Source organism: Streptosporangium amethystogenes subsp. fukuiense, assembly GCF_042665875.1.
Classification (GTDB): Bacteria; Actinomycetota; Actinomycetes; order Streptosporangiales; family Streptosporangiaceae; genus Streptosporangium; species Streptosporangium fukuiense.
In genome coordinates, this window is the sequence record NZ_JBHTEE010000001.1 from 9,471,684 (window position 1) to 9,488,021 (window position 16,338).

A 16,338-nucleotide genomic window follows, 5' to 3' on the forward strand; every position below is an offset into this window, starting at 1 on the left:
CCAGAGAGCACGACATCGTCAGTGTCGGCTTGTTCCGCCTCGGTCGTCAAGCCGAATGGAAGATCGGTGGTCGGTGTGAGTCTGGCCATCGCACGAGTCCGGTTAGCAGGCCGTACCCCGCCAGTCCTGTGCGCCCCCGCCCCGAACGACCGGTTCGCCTACGCTTGCCGACAGGCTCTGGCGTGTGGCTACGAACGGCCCGCGCCAGAGCCTCCTGCTGTCCCATTCTCAGAGAGGTCCGACCGCTGTGGCAGTCCTTCTTGCCAGCGCTCTCGACTCCATCACCATCTCCCCGGACGTTCGAGCATCGGGACGTGCTCCGGTCTGTACGGAGGCATTGTCCGAGTGCTCGCCGAGGCGGCGCGTGCTAAGGGCGAGGTCGGTCCAGGTCGAACGTCACGCCGGCCAGGCGGATCGTGCGCACCCTCGGGTCCTTGAGCAGCTCCCGCAGCTCGCGGACCGAGCTGAGCTGGTCCACATAGCCGTGGGCGAGCCCGGCCTCGGCCGCCTCGCGCAGCCGGTTCAGGGACAGGTCGAAGGAGCGCAGGTTCGCGTCGTCGTGGTCACGCAGCAGGCCGACCCAGTCGCGGAACCGCGGCAGGCTGCCGCCGCATGTTTCATCGGTCATGTCGCCGCCCTTGCCGAGGTCCAGCGCGTCGGCCCAGTAGTCGAAGCCCCAGGTGATCGGGAGGGAGCCGGGTCTGCGCTCGTACACGACCCGTTCGGCGCAGGAGCGGTACCGCTTCACGAACGCCTTCAGGCCGGCCTCGCCGAGCGGCTGCTCGAACTCCACCACCGCCAGCGCGCTGAGGTCGGCGGGCAGCCGGGCGAGCACCGCGCGCACCTGGTCCTTGGCCGTCAACGTGGTGCCGACGTCGAACAGGGCCTGGGAAAGCCTGGTGTTGGCGGTTCGGCCCAGCGGCAGGTGTCGCACGCGGCCGAAGAAGTCCTGACTGATCGTGTACGACTCGTTCCCGCCCGGCCAGGCTCCGGCAGGCCCCATGGGACGCGCGGCCACCTCGAACGACATCGATAGGGGCGTGGTCCGGCAGCAGGAGTCGATCGTCGCCCTATAGGCCGGGTTGTAGATCTTGAAGGCGGTGCCGAGCACGGCCTGCATGCGGCGTTCCCGGTCGCCGCGGGTCTGCACCAGGAACGAGCCCTCGGTCGCGGCCACCGCGAGCAGCGCCAGCACGGCCAGGACGATGGCGACCGTCCTGGACAGCCCCCGCCGGACCGCACGCCGGGTGCGCTTGGGGTCGAAGTCCGGCAGGTCTGGCATCTCAGGCATGTTCATTGGTTCTCCCGGTAAAGGTCGGCGAAGGCGGCTCTCGCCCGCCACACCGCGGTTTTGATCGAGTTGTGCGACCTGCCGGTCATCGCGGCGACCTCCACCATCGAGAAGCCCTCGAAGTAGACCAGCGTGAGTAGCCGGTACTGCTGCTCGGGCAGCCGCTCCAGCGCGTCGCGCACGTCCAGCGATTCCACGTGAAGCGGCGGCACGCCCAGCTCGTCGGGGTTCGGGAGGGCCAGCTCGCGGTGGCTCCTGCGTACGTGATCCACCAGGGCGTTACGCGCGATCGTGAGCAGCCACGCCGCCGCGTTCTCCCCCCGCCAGCCGAGCAGTGCCCTGGTCGCCTTGATGAACGTCTCCTGCGCCAGGTCCTCGGCGAGATGCGGATCGCGGGTCCTGCGCAGGAGGAACCCGCACACGAGCGGCCAGTGCTCGCGGTACAGCTCCTCGATGATGTCGCCCCCCGAGCGGTTTCGATTGTCACGTCACATGCAGACGCAACCGCGGCGGGAATGGTCACACGGCTTGCCGGCTGAGACAGCGCATCATCCAGGCACTTCGCTGAGACCCTCCGACTGGATCCGCCCCCCTCGAAGGCGGCCGGTGGCGGCGTTGAGGTGCCCGGCCGCCAGGTGCCGTACGGGTGGAGCCTCGTCGGGAGAGGGCAGGCGGCCGGTTTCGCAGACGGGTGCGAAGAAAACGGTCAGAACGCGATGGCCGGGTGTCCGTCATGCGGCGGGAAGCCCGGTCTCACTTCGCGGTTCGTACTCGACCACGCGCCGCTCAGCACAGTTGGGCCGTCGATCCTGTCTGATGATCGGAAGGCAAAGCCGATCGGCCAAGGACATCCCACTTGGCGGAGCGTCACAGCGGGCGACGATGGATCTCGATCAGGGTGTAGGCGGCAAAGGCGTAAGCAGGACTGTAGAGGAAGGGCGGAATGCCGACCCCTGTGCCGTTCCTGTAGCAGGAGTACCAGTCGGGAAGAGACAGGTGATCGGTCGGCGGGCATTGGGTCAGGTCCGACCAGGGGCCGACGACGTTGGCGGCGAGGTTGACCACCGCGAGAATTCCGAGAAAGACCGCCAGGACCAGGGTGGTTCGATCCCGCCACCTTCGTCGGAGCAAGGCCGCCACGGCCACCATGGGTACGGGGAGCGCGAAGGCCAGCACGACGACTTCGGCATCCCACAGCACCTGCATGATGTCCACCCCGACAGAGCCCAGATAGCCGATGCCAAGGCCCTGCGCCAGAGGGAGTATCCCGATCCCGTCGATGACGTGGAAGTCGTAGTAGAAGAGACCGGTGCTCGCGATGGCGTCGCTGCCGAACCAGGCCATGACCGAGGGGAGGAGTGCGAGCAACGCGGCCGCCAACCACCACCGCTGTAACCGCATCTGCCCTGCTTCCCGCTACCGAATAACACGAAAAGCATGTCATGCGGGCTTCATGAACCGTCCGGAGTTCGCGGTGCGGCGGCCGGGCGAGTATCCCTTCGACGGCTCCGAGTGGTCCTGACGCCTCCCACCACTCCCAGCTGTCGTTCACCGTCTCCGAAACCATCGCCTCCAGGCTGTTCTTCAGTGAAGGGTCTGGGTGCCGATGACGGCCAACAGGTTCAGCCTGTCGTGGCTCTCGCTGCCGGGAATGGCGGTGTAGACGAGCAGTGAGTGGGCCTGGTCGGGGTCGACCAGCCTCTGGCAGGTCAGTTCCAGGGCTCCGACTTCGGGGTGGATGAAGTGCTTGACCGCGTGGGGGCGTATCCCGATCTCGTGGGCGTCCCACACGCGCCGGAACTCGTCGCTGTGGGCGAGGAGCAGGTCGGCGAGGTGTGCGGCTCGGGATCCGGGGCCGCGGAGGGTGACGATCTCGCGCAACCCCGAGGCGAACATCCGGGTGAGGAACGGATGTTCTTCTGGCGCGTAAAGCTGCCGGACGGCTGGATCGGTGAACCACCGGTAGCCCAGGCTGCGGGCGGGCCCGGTGTATCGGGTCGTGTCGCCGGTGAGCGCGACGCCCGTCGAGGTCTGCCGCAGGGTCTCGCCGAGCTCGGTGACGATCTCCGCGGGAGTGTCGTCCAGACGGTCGAAAATGCGCAGCAGGCCGGGGCTGATGTGCTCGCCGACTCCGCCGCGGGCGGGCGGGTTCTGTCCCGCGAGGCGGAACAGGTGGTCTCGTTCGTCGAGCGAGAGGTGCAGGCCCTGGGCGATGGAGGCGAGCATCTGGCTCGACGGCCGCGGTCCGCGTTCCTGCTCAAGACGGGAGTAGTAGTCGGTCGACATGTGGCACAGTGTGGCGACCTCCTCGCGCCGTAGCCCGTTCGTCCTGCGGCGGGGACCGCGCGGGAGACCGACGTCCTCAGGTTGCAGCACTTCTCGACGACTGCGGAGGAACTCCGCCAGCCCGGCGCGATCGATCATGGCATTCCCTCCGCTCGCGGTGCTGCTCCGTTTCTATCGTCCTCGCGCGACGGCAACCACGGACTGCCGATCCCCCTCTCCGAGGTCTCCGAGGCGGGATGAGCCCGCATCCATGGATCGGCAGTCCCTGGAACATCCACGCGGCGTCCGGGACCGTGGATCCGAGACGACAACACAAGGAGCAGAGCAATGTCGCGTCAAGCGATCGACATCACCGTTCCGGACCTGTCCGGAAAGCGCGCGCTCATCACCGGCGCCGGCGACGGAATGGGACTGGGAATGGCCGCGCGACTCGCCGCGGCCGGTGCGGACGTCCTCATGCCCGTCCGCAACCCCCGCAAGGGCGAGAACGCGATCGCCGCGATCCGCCAGAGCCTCCCGAACGCGAAGGTCTCGCTGCGCAGTCTCGACCTGTCGTCGCTCACGTCGATCGAGGCCCTCGGAGACGCTCTCCGCGAGGAGGGGCGGCCCATCCACATTCTGATCAACAACGCGGGCGTGATGACCCCGCCGACTCGGCAGACCACGGCGGACGGCTTCGAACTCCAATTCGGCACCAACCACCTCGGCCACTTCGCCCTCGTCGGCCGCATCCTCCCGCTGCTGCGCGCAGGCCAGGCCCGTGTCACATCGCAGGTCAGCATCGCCGCGAAACGCGGCGCCATCAACTGGGACGACCTGAACTGGGAACGCGGCTACAACGCCATGCGCGCCTATCGGCAGTCCAAGATCGCATTCGGGCTCTTCGGTCTCGAACTGGACCGTCGCAGCAAGACCCACGGGTGGGGCATCACCAGCAACCTCTCCCACCCCGGAGTAGCCCCCACCAGCCTCCTCGCCGCCCGCCCCGAGCTCGGCCGCGACAAGGACACCGGCGGCGTCCGCCTGATCCGCGCGCTCTCGGCCCGCGGCATCCTCGTCGGCACCGTCGAGACCGCGATGCTGCCCGCGCTCATGGCCGCGACCGACCCCGACGCCAAGCCCGGCGCCCTCTACGGACCCAAGGGCCTCGGCGACCTCGGCGGCCCGCCCGCCGAGCAGCGGATGTACTCCCCGCTACGCGGCACGGACGACGCCGAGCGCATCTGGCAGATCTCGGAGCGGCTCACCAAGACCACCGTTCCCACCACTTGACCAACGCCGAAGCCCTCTTCTCCGCCTGCCGAACGGGAAGGGCGATGAGGGGGACGTCTCGGCGTTCAGACGGTGCCGGACGGTTTCGCCGCCCGTTGGGAGCGCGTGCGCGCCCCGCCACCGCTCACGGTTTCAGTTGGAGCCTCTTCCTCGACGCACCAGGGAACACGACGACCAGGTGCTGCTCCTCTCCTGCATCGACCCGCACGTAGACACGGAGCCGGTAGCGGCCCTTCCCCGCGATCGCCAGGTTCGGCATCGGGGCACCCGCGCCCACCTCTCCGCCCTCGCCCATCTCCGGCACGGTGAGCCGGCCGCTGCGGCTGACGATCGGCACCTCGTTGACCTGATCCCACCCGGCCGTCCGCCGTGGCGGCGCGGTGCGGAGGGCCTTCACGGTAAGGCACAGATCAACGACGTCTTCGACGTGCCCGACGAGCACCGCGCTGCCGGCCACCCCGATGAGGGTGCGGTCGTCGTAGAGCTTGTCTATCGCCCGTTCCGCCGCCTCGCCGACCGCTTCGTCTCCGGGGTCGTGGACCAGATAGCCGTGATCGCCGTCGGCGAACAGGAAGTAGTTGGCCGTGGCCTGGACGACCCCCTTCGTCCGGGGCCACGGGTCGTGGCACTTCGCGTTCTCCTCGGCGATGTAGGCGGTGTTCGCCGCCTCCGTCTCCGCGGTCGACCGCAGCAACTCGGGATGGGTCGCGCCAACGATCTCCGGGCAGACGTAGACGAGGTCCCACGGGTCCGCGCCCCAGGCGGGCCGCGTGCTCCCGGCCCGCGTCAGAATCGCCTCCTGCTCGTCGCGGTCCTTCGCACGGCACAGCGCCCGCCCGTACGCGAGGACCCCCTGGTCCGACAGGCTGTCCGGGAACATGGGCGGGACCCCGCCATCTGTGCTCCGCGCCCGGCACAGGAACGCGGCGTCGCGTTCCGCGGGTTTCAGGTCGCCGAAACTGGGCCGGTCATAGCAGTCCATCGACCAGCCGGTGTAGGTGAGGTGCGGGGTCTGTTCCGGGTGGACCAGTGCGATGATCGGCAGTACGGCCACGGCCGCCACCGCGATGCGGGGCACGCGCCGCCGCGCGGGCGGAAGGTCCGCCGGGCGGCCCTCAACGGGCAGTTCACGGGCGGTCGCCGCGATCCACACGGCGCCGACGAGCCACACCGCGTCCATCGTGACCAGGATCGCCAGATAGCCGCCGGAGATGCTTCCGAGCAGAATGCTGAGCGGGATCACCAGCGCGTGGGAGCCTACCGACGACCACCCGGCGATCTGCGTGCCGCGGCTCCACCGGCCGTCGCGCCACTGCCCGATGACCGTGATGGCGATCGTCGCCACTCCGCCCAGCATGAAGCCCAGTTCGACGATGTCGCCCGATCCGAGCTCTGGGAGGTCGAGTTCGTCGAGCAGTTCGTCGGCTATCGCGGCCAGATTGACCGCGAACATCGCGCCGGCCGTCGCGCGCAGCACGCGGGACCGCCAGCGGATGACCAGCAGGTAGAGGACGTCGATCGCGGTCCACAGCGCGAGCTGGAACGCCGCGTCGACCGCGTCGGGAAGCAGCGCGATCGGGTAGCGCAGCACGAGGGTGTACGCCACCGCCAGGTACAGCAGCCGGCGCAGCGCCTTCTCCCGGCGGTCCAGCGGTCCGGGCGCGGGGGCACGCAGGATCAGCCAGAGGAACGCGGCCTTCACCAGGGCGGCCACGAGCAGCGCCGCGGTCGTCAGGGTGTCGAACTCGCCGTTTTCGTATAACCCCGCGTAGGCAGGCGGCGACCATTCGACGGCCACCCAGAGCCAGGCGTCGCCGAGCACTAGGCCCGCGACCGCCGCCGCAAGAACCAGACCTACTAATCCAATCCTGATAATCCGCCAGAAATTATCTGAAAGCACGAAGCGCGATCTTAGCGCGGCACCGCCGTACCGGCGGACACGGCGGAACGAGCGGGCCCGCCCCGCCGAGCAGAGGATACGGGATATTCGGCGAAAAATATCCTCATATATCCGTTAACGTTATTCATGTCTGCTTCGACATTGAGAGCCAGGCCGAAAACAGGGTTACGTTTGTTTCGGTGAACGGCCAGGCGTGAACTCTGCGAGGTGTCGGCGGGCGTGACAGGCGACCAGGAAGACCTATTTTCGGACTTAGGGGACAAGTAGTAACGGCTTAATCTGTCATCCCAAATTCCCACCGAACCAGTCGAAAACAAATGGGCGGCCCCTGAGTCGGATACTCCCCGGACATTCGAACCGGGAACCTCCTTTCAGGTGCGTAACGCGTTCGAGGAGCTCGCGGCCTGGCTGGACGGGCGGAAGGGCCGGATCCTGGGGTTGCCCGAAGTCGCTCCGCGGGGCCGCCAAGGATGCGGTGTACCAGGCGGAGCGGGCCGCGAAACGCATCCGGGACCTCCCCGAGTACGCCGCCGATGCCTCGGCCACCGTCGATCTGCTGTTTTTCTGAATATCATTCACTTTTAGCCGACGAAATCACTCATTCGTTGGAACGCGAGCCGTGGTCCGGCCGATCAACCTATGCGTCTCCTCGGAAGATCCCGAGGATTCACGACATCTCCGGAAGGCGGGCGGTTTTGAGCAGGCGGACGATCATCGGGGCCCGCTACGAGCTGGACCCCCTGTCGCGTCGCTCGGGAGGAATGGGCGAGGTCTGGTTCGGCTACGACAAGCGTCTCGACCGGCCGATCGCCATCAAGTTCATCAGGGCCGACAAACTGCCCGACGGCCGGAGCGACGAGGAACTGACCAGACGCTTCGTGCGTGAGTCACGGATCACCGCCCGGCTTGAGCACCCGGGGGTTCCCACGGTCTACGACTGCGGATCGCACGGCGACGACCTCTACCTCGTCATGCAGCTCGTCAACGGCGCCTCCGTCTCCGCGCTCCTCGACGAGACGGAGGTGCCCGTCGGCTGGGCGGTGGCGATCGCCGCCCAGGTCTGCTCGGTGCTGGCCGTGGCCCACGCCAACTCGCTGGTGCACCGCGACCTCAAGCCCGCCAACCTGATGCTCTGTTCCGACGGCACGGTGAAGGTGCTCGACTTCGGGATCGCCGCCGTCCGGGCCGGCGCGGAGACGACCCGGCTCACCAGAACGGGCGAGGTGCTCGGCACCCCGGCGTACATGGCGCCGGAGCAGGCCACGACCGGAGTCGCCGGCCCGCAGAGCGACCTCTACTCCCTCGGCGTGATCCTGGACGAGATGCTCGCCGGCGAGAACCAGTTCGCCGCCCCCACCGCGCTGGCCTCGATGCGCAACCACACGGACGTCCCGCCCCGGCCGCTACGCGCCAGAAGGCAGGGCATCCCCGAAGGTCTGGAGCGGCTGGTCCTGTGGCTGCTCGCCAAGTCTCCCGAGGAACGGCCGGCCACCGCGGAGGTGGTCTACGAGCGGCTGCTGGACTTCTGCCGCGAGCTGCCGCCCTTTCCCGGTTATGTGAACCTGGACGCGCCGCACCCGGTGCGTATGTACGCCGCGGTCGTCGGACGCGTCGCTCCCATGGGAGCGAACCGGAACCGCCGGCCCGCCGATCCGGTACGGCCGCCGCGGATCAGGCTCGCCGGAGAATCTGCGCAGATCGGACGCGATGACTTCGAACGCGCCCGTAGGGATGCCAGGAAGCTCAAGGTGGAATCGCGCTTCACCCAGGCGGCGGATGTGCTGGCGGAGGTGATGCGTCCCGCCGAGGGCTCGTTCGGCTCGGCCAGCTCCGAGGTGGTGGACCTGCGGATCGAGCTCGCCGAGGCGCTCTTCCTCGGCGGGGACTACCGCCGGGCGGCGCCCGAGTTCCAGCGGCTGGCGGCCGATGTCGCCAAGGTGGAGGGTCCGGGCAACAACCTCGCACTGCGGTGCCGGTTGATGGAGGCGAACTGCCATGCGGCGGTCGGGGAGATGAGCCTCGCCCTGGCACAGTTCCGTGAGCTCCTGGCCGACGAGAGGCGATTCGGCGCCGACGAGGAGCGGATCTTCGAACTCCGGCGTCAGATCGGGCTGGTGGAACTCGGCTCGGGCAACCGGGCCCAGGCCAGACGCACGCTGGGTGACCTGCTGGGCGACCTGGAGCGGAGATACGGTCCGCAGCACGCCGAGGCCGGTAAGGTCCGCGCGCTCCTCGACGGTCTCGACGATCGATGACGCCCCCGCGAGATTGCGTCCGCGGCCGTGCTGTACGACCTCGTCTCAGCGGCCTCTGGTCGCTCGCGGGACCGGCTCAGTCGAAGACGGAGACGCGGGTGCGGTGGTGTCGTGGGGTGTCGATCTCGTCGATCACCGCCACCGCGAGGTCCGCGTAGGACAGGTGCGCCGATGCCGCCTGGGGCACGGTCTCTCCACCGATCCGGTAGCGGCCGGTTCTGGGGCCCGTCGATTCCAGCAGCGCGGGCGGGGTCAGCATGAGCCAGTCGACCGCGGTGTCCCCGGCCTCGCGGAGCCGGTCCAGACCGGCCGTGTGCGCGATGGCGAACGGCCGGATCTCAGCGGGGAAGACCGAGGGGTCGTCCATCACCGGACGCCCGTGGGCGTCGCGGAGGTTCGCGAACAGCCCGACCAGGACGAGCCTGGGCACCCGCGCTTCGGCCAGGCCGTGCAGCAGGGCGTCGGCCGCCTTCACGAAGAACCGCGGGTCGAGGTCGGCGAAGCCCTGCTCCGGGCCGGAGAACGGGCTCACCGCCTGAACCGCGGCGTCATGGCCGGGCGCGATCGAGGAGATCGCCGATGCGTCCGTGACGTCGCCCCGCACCACGCGGACGCCGTCCGCCTGAATGCCGGGGTACCTGTCCGGATCCCGGACCACTGCCGTGACGCGATGTCCGCGCTCACGTGCCTCGGCCGTGACCGCCCGTCCCGCCCGGCCCCCCGCCCCGAAGATGACGATGTCGCTCATGTCGCTCCAATCCGGCCGCGTAGGTCGCCGCCGGACAGGACGGTATCTGGGAGATACTGGTTACCTCAAAGATACCGGGATAGCCTCGCGTCCATGATCGAACCCCTGGACCCGCAGATGTTCGACCCGGTGTGCCCGTCCAGCGCCATGCCGATACAGATCGGCGACAAGTGGACCGCGATGGTCGTGCTCTGTCTCGAAGGCGGCCGGCGGCGGTTCAACGAACTGCGGGGACCGCTGCGCGGCGTCACCCCGAAAGTGCTCACCCAGACCCTGCGGGCGATGGAACGCGACGGTCTGGTCACCCGCACCGCGTACGACGAGAACCCGCCCCGGGTCGAGTACGAGCTGACGACGCTGGGGCGCAGCCTGCTGACCCTCATCGCGGCCGCACGCGCCTGGAGCGGGGAGCACCTCTCCGCCCTCCTCGAAGCCCGTGACGCGCACGACTCCGCACCCGGCCCACCACCGCTGAGAACCGCTGAGACAGGCGTAGACGGGGATCAGCGGTCTCGTTCCGGTAGCCGCAACCACAGATCCGGTGGGCCGACGACGGCCCGCGCGTCGGACGGTCGCAGCCCCGCCGCCGCGCAGCAATAGGCCACGGCCTGGCCCTGGTAGAGGTACTCGGCGAGAATCTCGTCGGCCGTCAGGTGGCCCCCGGCGTCGCCGCCGCCGGGATGCGTGTCCGAGTCATCGAGGACGCCGTCGCGGCTCACGGCCCCCTGGTTTCCGCTCTTGGGATTGGCGCCCATGCTGTAGCAGACGGTTCCCACGGACAGCGGCAGGGTCACTTCGGGGGTGGAGGGGACGTATCCCCATGGTTGGGTGACGACGCATCCGCCGGGAACGTCGGTGACCCCGACGATCCTCAGACTGCCGTCGAAGTCGGACCACGGATCGTCCAGGGCCGCCTCGACGTCGGCGTCATCGGCCGGCCGGGCCGCCAGCCGCCGGGCGGCCTCGGCCGCGCTGATGTTCGCCACGCACGCCACGCTCAAGCCTTCTTCGTCGAATTCCCCCAGCGCGGCGATAAGGCGTCGCGCCTCCGTGACCGTCGCGGCCTCGGCGGGGGACAGGCCGGGATGCCCGGCGGGGACCGGGAACAGGTCGGGCGCCGGACCGGCGAGGGCGAGTCGTCCAGGAGACCATCCGGCCATCATGGGCCGCCACGGGTCCGCTCCGGCGGCGACCAAGGCGCGGGCGTTGTCCAGGCGGTGGGCGAAGACGGCCACCCACAGGGCGGTCCGGTCGTCGTACTCGGCGTCGACGTCGTCGACGTGACCGGCCAGCTCGGTCACCGACTCGGGCGTTCCCCATTCGGCCGCGAGGTGCAACGGTTTTCCGTCGTAGCCGCCGAAGGCGTAGGCGCCCGAGTTCGGGTCGGCGCCCGCTTCCAGCCTGGCGCGGATCACATCGCGATCGGCCCAGCCGCGCGCGCTGACGCCGAACCATCCCGCCGCCCCGGAACCGGTCATGACGCTCCTCGAATCGGCGTGCAACGGGCAGGGCGATTATGTCGTATCCGAACTGTCCGTCGTTTCGCCTCGGCCCTCTGCCGAGCGGGCAGAGGGCCGAGGTCAGGTTCAACTCCTGGTTCTCACCAGGAACGGGTCTCCGTCGCCTCCACCGGTGGCTCCTGTGCTGCGGGCCACTGACGGGCTTGCCGGAACAGCGCCCATTGGCCGACCCGGTTCGTTCTGTGGGATCGAGGTCAGTCGTCCCACCACTTGCTTCCGCCGGGGCCGGTCTTGTTGCCGTTGGTCGCGCACTGGGTGATGCCGTCGACATTGACGCACACGCGCATCCACTTCCCCTTGTGGTAGGAGAAGTAGGTCCGGTCGCGGTAGTACGGGCCGCACTGGGTCCAGCTCTGTCCCTGGTTCTCGGAGACGTCTATCCACACCTTGTCGCCCGACTTGTAGCCGGAGGCGATGTTGCCCTGGCTGTAGTCGAAGGTCGGTTCCGTGCGCAGCTGGAACACGCGGCCACGGAACGAGGTGAGGCCGTTGTTCTGCGAGGGGGTGCCCGCCCCCTTGTGGGTGATCAGGGGATCCACGGTGACGGTGGTGTAGCCGCACGACACGGCGGCCTGGGCGGCCTGGACACCGGCGAACGGCGCCACGGTCGCGGTCAGCAGCAAACTACCGGCGATCGCCAGGCGACGGGATGTTTTCATCTCTTCCTTTTCTCCTGTATTTCCGGTGAAGAGGGAACCGATTCGGCGTGCTACCTGTCCGGTCGATTCCGTGGTTTTTCTTTGGGAATCGACAACTCGGTCGCGGTCGCCGAAGGTGATCCCGGCAAGGCCGGTTCGATGGTCTGCCCGGAAGACGGTCACTCGATCAAATGATCGAACACGGGGTGGGGGTACGGGAACCTGGAAGCTTCCAGGGGTGACGAGAACATGGCAGATGGTGCGACCGTCGAGGATGGCCGGCATCGCCCATTCCGTGACCGGGGCCGGTTCATTTGGACGTACCGATGGCGAGACGGGCCGCACAGCGGCGGGAAATAAGGAAGAAGAAGGGGATATGTCGGTGCTAGCCTTCCGGGGTCGGCCGCGGGACTTCGGTGCGACTTCCGGGACCCGCCTTTGAAGCGATGATTCGCAGCTCGTGCCCCCATTCCCCGGCCGGCCCCGTACACCACCTCGGGAGGCGGAGATCGAGACCAGTGCGGATCTGATCGCCGCCGAGGACGTCCTGCTGTTCGTGAACGCGGCGATCACCGCCACCGGCCAGCGTGAGTTCCACTCCGGCGCGGAGGAGCAGAGCCTCTCGCTGGACTTCCTGCACGAGTACCTGCTGGGCAACTACCGCGACCTGTACGCGGCCACCCTCGCCCTGGACGTCAACGACCACAACGCCGTACTGATCGCTCGAAACCTGCTGGTCACGGCGGGGGAGGCGGACCTGGAGCAGCGCCGGGCCGAGGGGCGCCTGATCGCCCGGCGGCTGGCCCTGCTGCCGCCGCCCAGGGTGTACGGGCTCTTTCGCGAGCTGCGCCGCGCCAGGGTCAACAACCGGCGGACCAGGGCGATCATGCGGGACTGGCTGGCCGCCCGTCCCGACCTCACGTTCGACGCGGTGAAGTACCGCGGCGCCGTCAGGGACGCCGTCCGCCATGCCCACCTGAGCCCGGCCGGGGAGCTGGGGCCGTTCCTGTTCACCCCGCACCGGCCGGCCGCCTACACCACACCGATCCTGGAGACCTGGCGGCGGGCCCACTACGAGCAGGCCGCGCTGTACAGGCTGCCCTACACGGTGGCGGAGGGGTTCGCGGCGAAGCACCGCATCGCCCGCGCCACCTTCCTGGAGCGCATCGCACCCCGGCTCACCCGGCTGGAGCGGCTGCGCCTGCAGGAGTCGGCGCGCGGCCTGAAGGTCGACGCGGTGCGGGCCGACCTCACCACGATGCCGCTGACCCGGCTGGCGTCGTACGTGCTCGCCCTCTCACTGGATGATCGCGTGCGCCGCCGCGCCGAGCTGACGGCGGCGCTGCGCGCGGCCGCCCGCCGGACCGCGGGCGACCAGGCCGGGAGCTGGGGCGCGGTGGCCGCCGTCCTCGACGACAGCTTCTCCGCGTACGGCTCGGGGCACAAGCGCCACCGTCCGCTCGCCGTCGCGCTCGCCTGCCATTTCCTGCTGGAGGCGCTGGCCGCCGAGTACACGCCGCTGTGGCTGTCGGGTCGTACGGACGCGCTGCTCGTCCATCCGTACGGGGCGACGCCGCTCGGCGAGCGCATCCTGGACGGCCTCGAACGCGGGCCCGGGCGCCTCGTCATCGTCTCCGACGGATGGGACAACTCACCGCCGGGGCTCGCGGGAGAGGTGCTGCGGATCTGGCGCACCCGGCTCGACCCGGACCACAGCTGCGCCGTCGTGCACCTCAACCCGGTGTACGACGCCGCCGACTTCGACGTACGGCGGCTGGCGCCCACCGTCCCGACCGCCGGGATTCGCGACGCCGAGAACCTGGTCGCCCTGGTGGAGCTGGCCCGGTTCGCGGAGGGGCGCACCGGGATCTTCGAGCTCCGTGCCCACCTGGCGCGCCGCGTCGAGGGGTTCCTGCGGGAGGACGCATGACAGATCTCGCTCTCACCGGGCTCACCACCCGCCCCGCGCAGGTCTGGGGTGGCGTACGGCTCGTCCCGCTGGTCCGCGAGGAGCCGATCGAGGACCTGCGGCTCGACGCCCGCCTCTACGACGCGGAGTCCGGCGTCGTCGAGGTGGACCCGCGGACCGAGTACCTCTCCTACATTCCGCACGGGTTCGTGGCGAGCTGGACGCGCGACGGCACCCCCGCCGCGGCGTACGGAACCCAGCTGCGCGGGCCGGCCGAGCGTGACCGCACGCCCAGCCGGATGCCGCTGCGGTTCCACCGCCGGATGGCTCGCCGAGCCGACCGGAACCGGCTGCGCTTCCTGCCGCTGCACCTGGCGCTGGAGGGTTACCTGGCGCTGCACTTCGGCGGCCCGGAGATCGTGTGGGAGGAATGGTCGCACCGCGCGATCAGCCACGGGCTTTCGCCTCGCGTCGAGGAGGCGTACGTGGGCGCGGAGGTCGGCGGCCTGGAGGACGCCCTTCGCGTCTTCGAGATCCACCCCGGTCAGTGCGGCGTCCTCGTCTACGTCGCGGACGCGCTCGCCGCCGCGTTCGTGGTGCCGCATCCCGATGACTACCGCGCCCTGTACGCGACCCTCGTGCACGATCTGTACGGCGAGCTGATCTACCACTACGCGATGCTCAGCGGGCCGGTGCCCGATTTTCGGGCCCGCATCGTGGACGCGACGGTGCACTCACTCGCCGACCTGCGCGCGCGGGCCCGCCGGCAGCAGGACGAGTGGGCGGCCTTCCATGACCGGGTCATGGCGGGCGGGCTGCTGGACGCGGACTACACGTACCGGCGCGTCTACCAGATGGGCGGGTATCGGCTGTCCCGCTTCCTGCCGCCCTTCGAACGTCGGCGTGAGAACCACATCGGCGAGCTCGTCACCGACGGCGCCGGCCGGCTCGCGTACCTCAAGACGTTCCGTCTGTCGGAGAACCAGGTCCGCCGCGGTCATCTGCTGACCCGGCTCGCCGCGGCCGACTGGAACCTGGCCGACACCGCCGTCACGCTCGGCGTGACCGAGCCGCAGCTCGGCCTGCGCATCGAGGCCGCGGGCTTCGGTCACCTCCTCCGCCAGGACGTCCTCGACCACTACCGGGCTCAGGCCCGCCGCGCCGCCCGGTGACCGCCCGGGATCGGCACAGGCGTGCCGGGGAAGGGTGCCGTCGCCGTCGCCGACCGGCTTTCCGGCCCTGCCCCGTGCCATCTCGGTGAGCCACGCGGCGGGGAACATGCCGTACCGGAGCAGGGTCGCCAGCTCGCCGTCCGGCGCCTTCTTGAGGTCGCCCGCCTGCCACTCCGAGCCGAGCAGGACCGGCTGCGCGCCGACCGCGGTGGCCAGGGCGTCGCCGATCACCTTCCGGTGCCCGTCGGCCACCTTCTTGTCGTACCTGTCCAGACGGCCGAGCATGCCGAGGACTGCTTCGGCAGGCCGGCCTCCACTCCCGGCACGGGCAGGTCCTGGTTGATCGTCTGCAGGCGTTCGCGCAGCCCTTGGGGTGAGGTAAAGCCCGTAGTCCGGCCTGCCCGGCCGGGCTCCAGCGGTTCCTTCGCCCGGTGTCCGGCAGCGGTCCGTACGGTGGGCCCGAGCCGCGCGGCGGAGTCGGTGCCTGACCCGGGGCGCGGCCCGATGTGACAGGGAATGCGCATGGGGTGGCGTATTCGCAGTCCAGGGGCGTGACGGTGGGGCAGTGTCGATTCCCGGCCCCCTCGTTCGACGCGTCAGCGAGGCCGGGTGAGACCGGCGGACCGAGTACGGCGACGGATCCCCGTCGCACCAGAGAGGAATCTCAATGACCGCCGTCCAGTCTGGCACCGTCATCCCCGTCATCCCCGCGACGCGTGCCCTGCTCACCTGCTCCGTCGCCGCCACGACCCTCTTCGCGGTCGTGTCGCTGGCCCAGGCCTTCACCCGCGAGGGCTTCGACCTGACGCGTCACCCCCTGAGCATGCTGAGCACCGGCGATCTGGGCTGGCTGCAGATCGCCAACTTCCTGGTCAGCGGTGCTCTGACGATCGCGGGCGCGATCGGCCTGCGCCGCGTGCTGCGCGGCACGCCCGGTGGCACCTGGGCGCCCAGGCTGATCCTGGTCAACGGCGTCGCGATGGCCGCCGCCGGGGTGTTCGTCATGGACCCGGGCGACGGCTTCCCGGCAGGCACCCCGCTGGGCCAGACGGGTACGTTGAGCGGGAGCGGCCTCATGCACATGGTCGCCGGATCCATCGCGTTCACCGCGCTCATCGCCGCCTGCTTCGTGCTGGGCCGTCACTTCTCCCGCGCCGGCCGCCCCGGCTTCGCCGCCGCCTCGCGGCTCAGCGGCCTGGTCTTCGCCATCGGCGACATCTGGGCGATGTCGGGTGGGCAGGCGGGATCGCTGATCCTGGCCATCGGCGCTATCACCGCGATGGTGTGGGTCGCCGTGGTGGCGGCGGACCGGTTGGCCTCGCTCCGCTAGAGACACCCGGTGGAGAC

14 protein-coding genes are annotated in these 16,338 nt (G+C 69.5%); 6 read left to right on the forward strand and 8 right to left on the reverse strand.

What is annotated here, in order from left to right; all coding sequences use genetic code 11:
• Positions 1-367 precede the first annotated feature (367 nt).
• From ACFQVD_RS41970 to ACFQVD_RS41985, 4 genes are all read right to left on the reverse strand, one after another.
• Positions 368-1,291 (reverse strand): hypothetical protein, encoded by a 924-nt coding sequence (locus tag ACFQVD_RS41970; protein WP_343974356.1) that lies wholly within the window; start codon positions 1,289-1,291, stop codon positions 368-370.
• Between the two features lie 2 nt (positions 1,292-1,293).
• The gene (locus ACFQVD_RS41975) at positions 1,294-1,749 is read right to left on the reverse strand and encodes an RNA polymerase sigma factor (RefSeq protein ID WP_386274453.1); all 456 of its coding nucleotides are present in this window, start codon (positions 1,747-1,749) and stop codon (positions 1,294-1,296) included.
• A 409-nt stretch (positions 1,750-2,158) separates the two neighbouring features.
• A complete protein-coding gene (locus tag ACFQVD_RS41980; RefSeq protein WP_386368823.1) occupies positions 2,159-2,671 on the reverse strand; it encodes a hypothetical protein in 513 nt (170 codons plus the stop codon).
• Positions 2,672-2,875: 204 nt separating this feature from the next.
• A complete protein-coding gene (locus ACFQVD_RS41985) occupies positions 2,876-3,715 on the reverse strand; it encodes a helix-turn-helix transcriptional regulator (RefSeq protein ID WP_343974350.1) in 840 nt (279 codons plus the stop codon).
• 189 nt (positions 3,716-3,904) lie between these two features.
• On the opposite strand from ACFQVD_RS41985, the gene ACFQVD_RS41990 reads away from it, so the two are divergent.
• Entirely contained in the window at positions 3,905-4,849 is a 945-nt protein-coding gene (locus ACFQVD_RS41990; protein WP_343974347.1) for an SDR family oxidoreductase, read from the forward strand.
• 124 nt (positions 4,850-4,973) lie between these two features.
• On the opposite strand, the gene ACFQVD_RS41995 is transcribed toward ACFQVD_RS41990, so the two are convergent.
• A complete protein-coding gene (locus ACFQVD_RS41995; protein ID WP_343974344.1) occupies positions 4,974-6,749 on the reverse strand; it encodes a hypothetical protein in 1,776 nt (591 codons plus the stop codon).
• 695 nt (positions 6,750-7,444) lie between these two features.
• On the opposite strand from ACFQVD_RS41995, the gene ACFQVD_RS42000 reads away from it, so the two are divergent.
• Positions 7,445-9,004 (forward strand): serine/threonine-protein kinase, encoded by a 1,560-nt coding sequence (locus tag ACFQVD_RS42000; protein ID WP_343974341.1) that lies wholly within the window; start codon positions 7,445-7,447, stop codon positions 9,002-9,004.
• Positions 9,005-9,080: 76 nt separating this feature from the next.
• Here ACFQVD_RS42000 and ACFQVD_RS42005 read toward each other — a convergent pair whose 3' ends face one another.
• Positions 9,081-9,752, reverse strand: coding sequence for an NAD(P)-dependent oxidoreductase (locus ACFQVD_RS42005; protein WP_343974338.1), 672 nt, complete (start codon positions 9,750-9,752; stop codon positions 9,081-9,083).
• A 93-nt stretch (positions 9,753-9,845) separates the two neighbouring features.
• Between ACFQVD_RS42005 and ACFQVD_RS42010 the strand changes: the two genes are divergently transcribed.
• Positions 9,846-10,352 (forward strand): winged helix-turn-helix transcriptional regulator, encoded by a 507-nt coding sequence (locus tag ACFQVD_RS42010; RefSeq protein ID WP_343974333.1) that lies wholly within the window; start codon positions 9,846-9,848, stop codon positions 10,350-10,352.
• Here the strand turns inward: ACFQVD_RS42010 and ACFQVD_RS42015 are convergent.
• Positions 10,256-11,230 carry an ankyrin repeat domain-containing protein gene (locus ACFQVD_RS42015; protein ID WP_386273839.1) on the reverse strand — a complete coding sequence of 325 codons (975 nt, stop codon included), beginning with the start codon at positions 11,228-11,230 and terminating at the stop codon, positions 10,256-10,258. The two genes, ACFQVD_RS42010 and ACFQVD_RS42015, sit on opposite strands and share 97 nt — an antisense overlap.
• Before the next feature lie 236 nt (positions 11,231-11,466).
• Positions 11,467-11,931, reverse strand: coding sequence for a hypothetical protein (locus ACFQVD_RS42020; protein ID WP_343974325.1), 465 nt, complete (start codon positions 11,929-11,931; stop codon positions 11,467-11,469).
• Positions 11,932-12,370: 439 nt separating this feature from the next.
• Between ACFQVD_RS42020 and ACFQVD_RS42025 the strand changes: the two genes are divergently transcribed.
• The 3 genes from ACFQVD_RS42025 to ACFQVD_RS42035 all read left to right on the forward strand — a co-directional run bounded on the left by ACFQVD_RS42025 (position 12,371) and on the right by ACFQVD_RS42035 (position 16,321).
• Complete coding sequence (locus ACFQVD_RS42025; protein ID WP_343974322.1) at positions 12,371-13,840, forward strand: hypothetical protein; 1,470 nt, start codon at positions 12,371-12,373, stop codon at positions 13,838-13,840.
• A complete protein-coding gene (locus tag ACFQVD_RS42030; protein WP_343974319.1) occupies positions 13,837-14,991 on the forward strand; it encodes an ARPP-2 domain-containing protein in 1,155 nt (384 codons plus the stop codon). Before ACFQVD_RS42025 ends, ACFQVD_RS42030 begins: the two co-directional genes overlap by 4 nt.
• 667 nt (positions 14,992-15,658) lie before the next feature.
• Positions 15,659-16,321 (forward strand): DUF998 domain-containing protein, encoded by a 663-nt coding sequence (locus tag ACFQVD_RS42035; RefSeq protein WP_343974316.1) that lies wholly within the window; start codon positions 15,659-15,661, stop codon positions 16,319-16,321.
• Positions 16,322-16,338: the final 17 nt, after the last annotated feature.

Bases quoted from the DNA above. Each gene is read 5' to 3' on its own strand.
- ACFQVD_RS41970 (WP_343974356.1), bottom strand. From the start codon at position 1,291: ATGCCTGAGATGCCAGACCTGCCGGACTTCGACCCCAAGCGCACCCGG.
- ACFQVD_RS41985 (WP_343974350.1), bottom strand. From the start codon at position 3,715: ATGATCGATCGCGCCGGGCTGGCGGAGTTCCTCCGCAGTCGTCGAGAA.
- ACFQVD_RS41990 (WP_343974347.1), top strand. From the start codon at position 3,905: ATGTCGCGTCAAGCGATCGACATCACCGTTCCGGACCTGTCCGGAAAG.
- ACFQVD_RS42005 (WP_343974338.1), bottom strand. From the start codon at position 9,752: ATGAGCGACATCGTCATCTTCGGGGCGGGGGGCCGGGCGGGACGGGCG.
- ACFQVD_RS42010 (WP_343974333.1), top strand. From the start codon at position 9,846: ATGATCGAACCCCTGGACCCGCAGATGTTCGACCCGGTGTGCCCGTCC.
- ACFQVD_RS42015 (WP_386273839.1), bottom strand. From the start codon at position 11,230: ATGACCGGTTCCGGGGCGGCGGGATGGTTCGGCGTCAGCGCGCGCGGC.
- ACFQVD_RS42020 (WP_343974325.1), bottom strand. From the start codon at position 11,931: ATGAAAACATCCCGTCGCCTGGCGATCGCCGGTAGTTTGCTGCTGACC.
- ACFQVD_RS42030 (WP_343974319.1), top strand. From the start codon at position 13,837: ATGACAGATCTCGCTCTCACCGGGCTCACCACCCGCCCCGCGCAGGTC.
- ACFQVD_RS42035 (WP_343974316.1), top strand. From the start codon at position 15,659: ATGACCGCCGTCCAGTCTGGCACCGTCATCCCCGTCATCCCCGCGACG.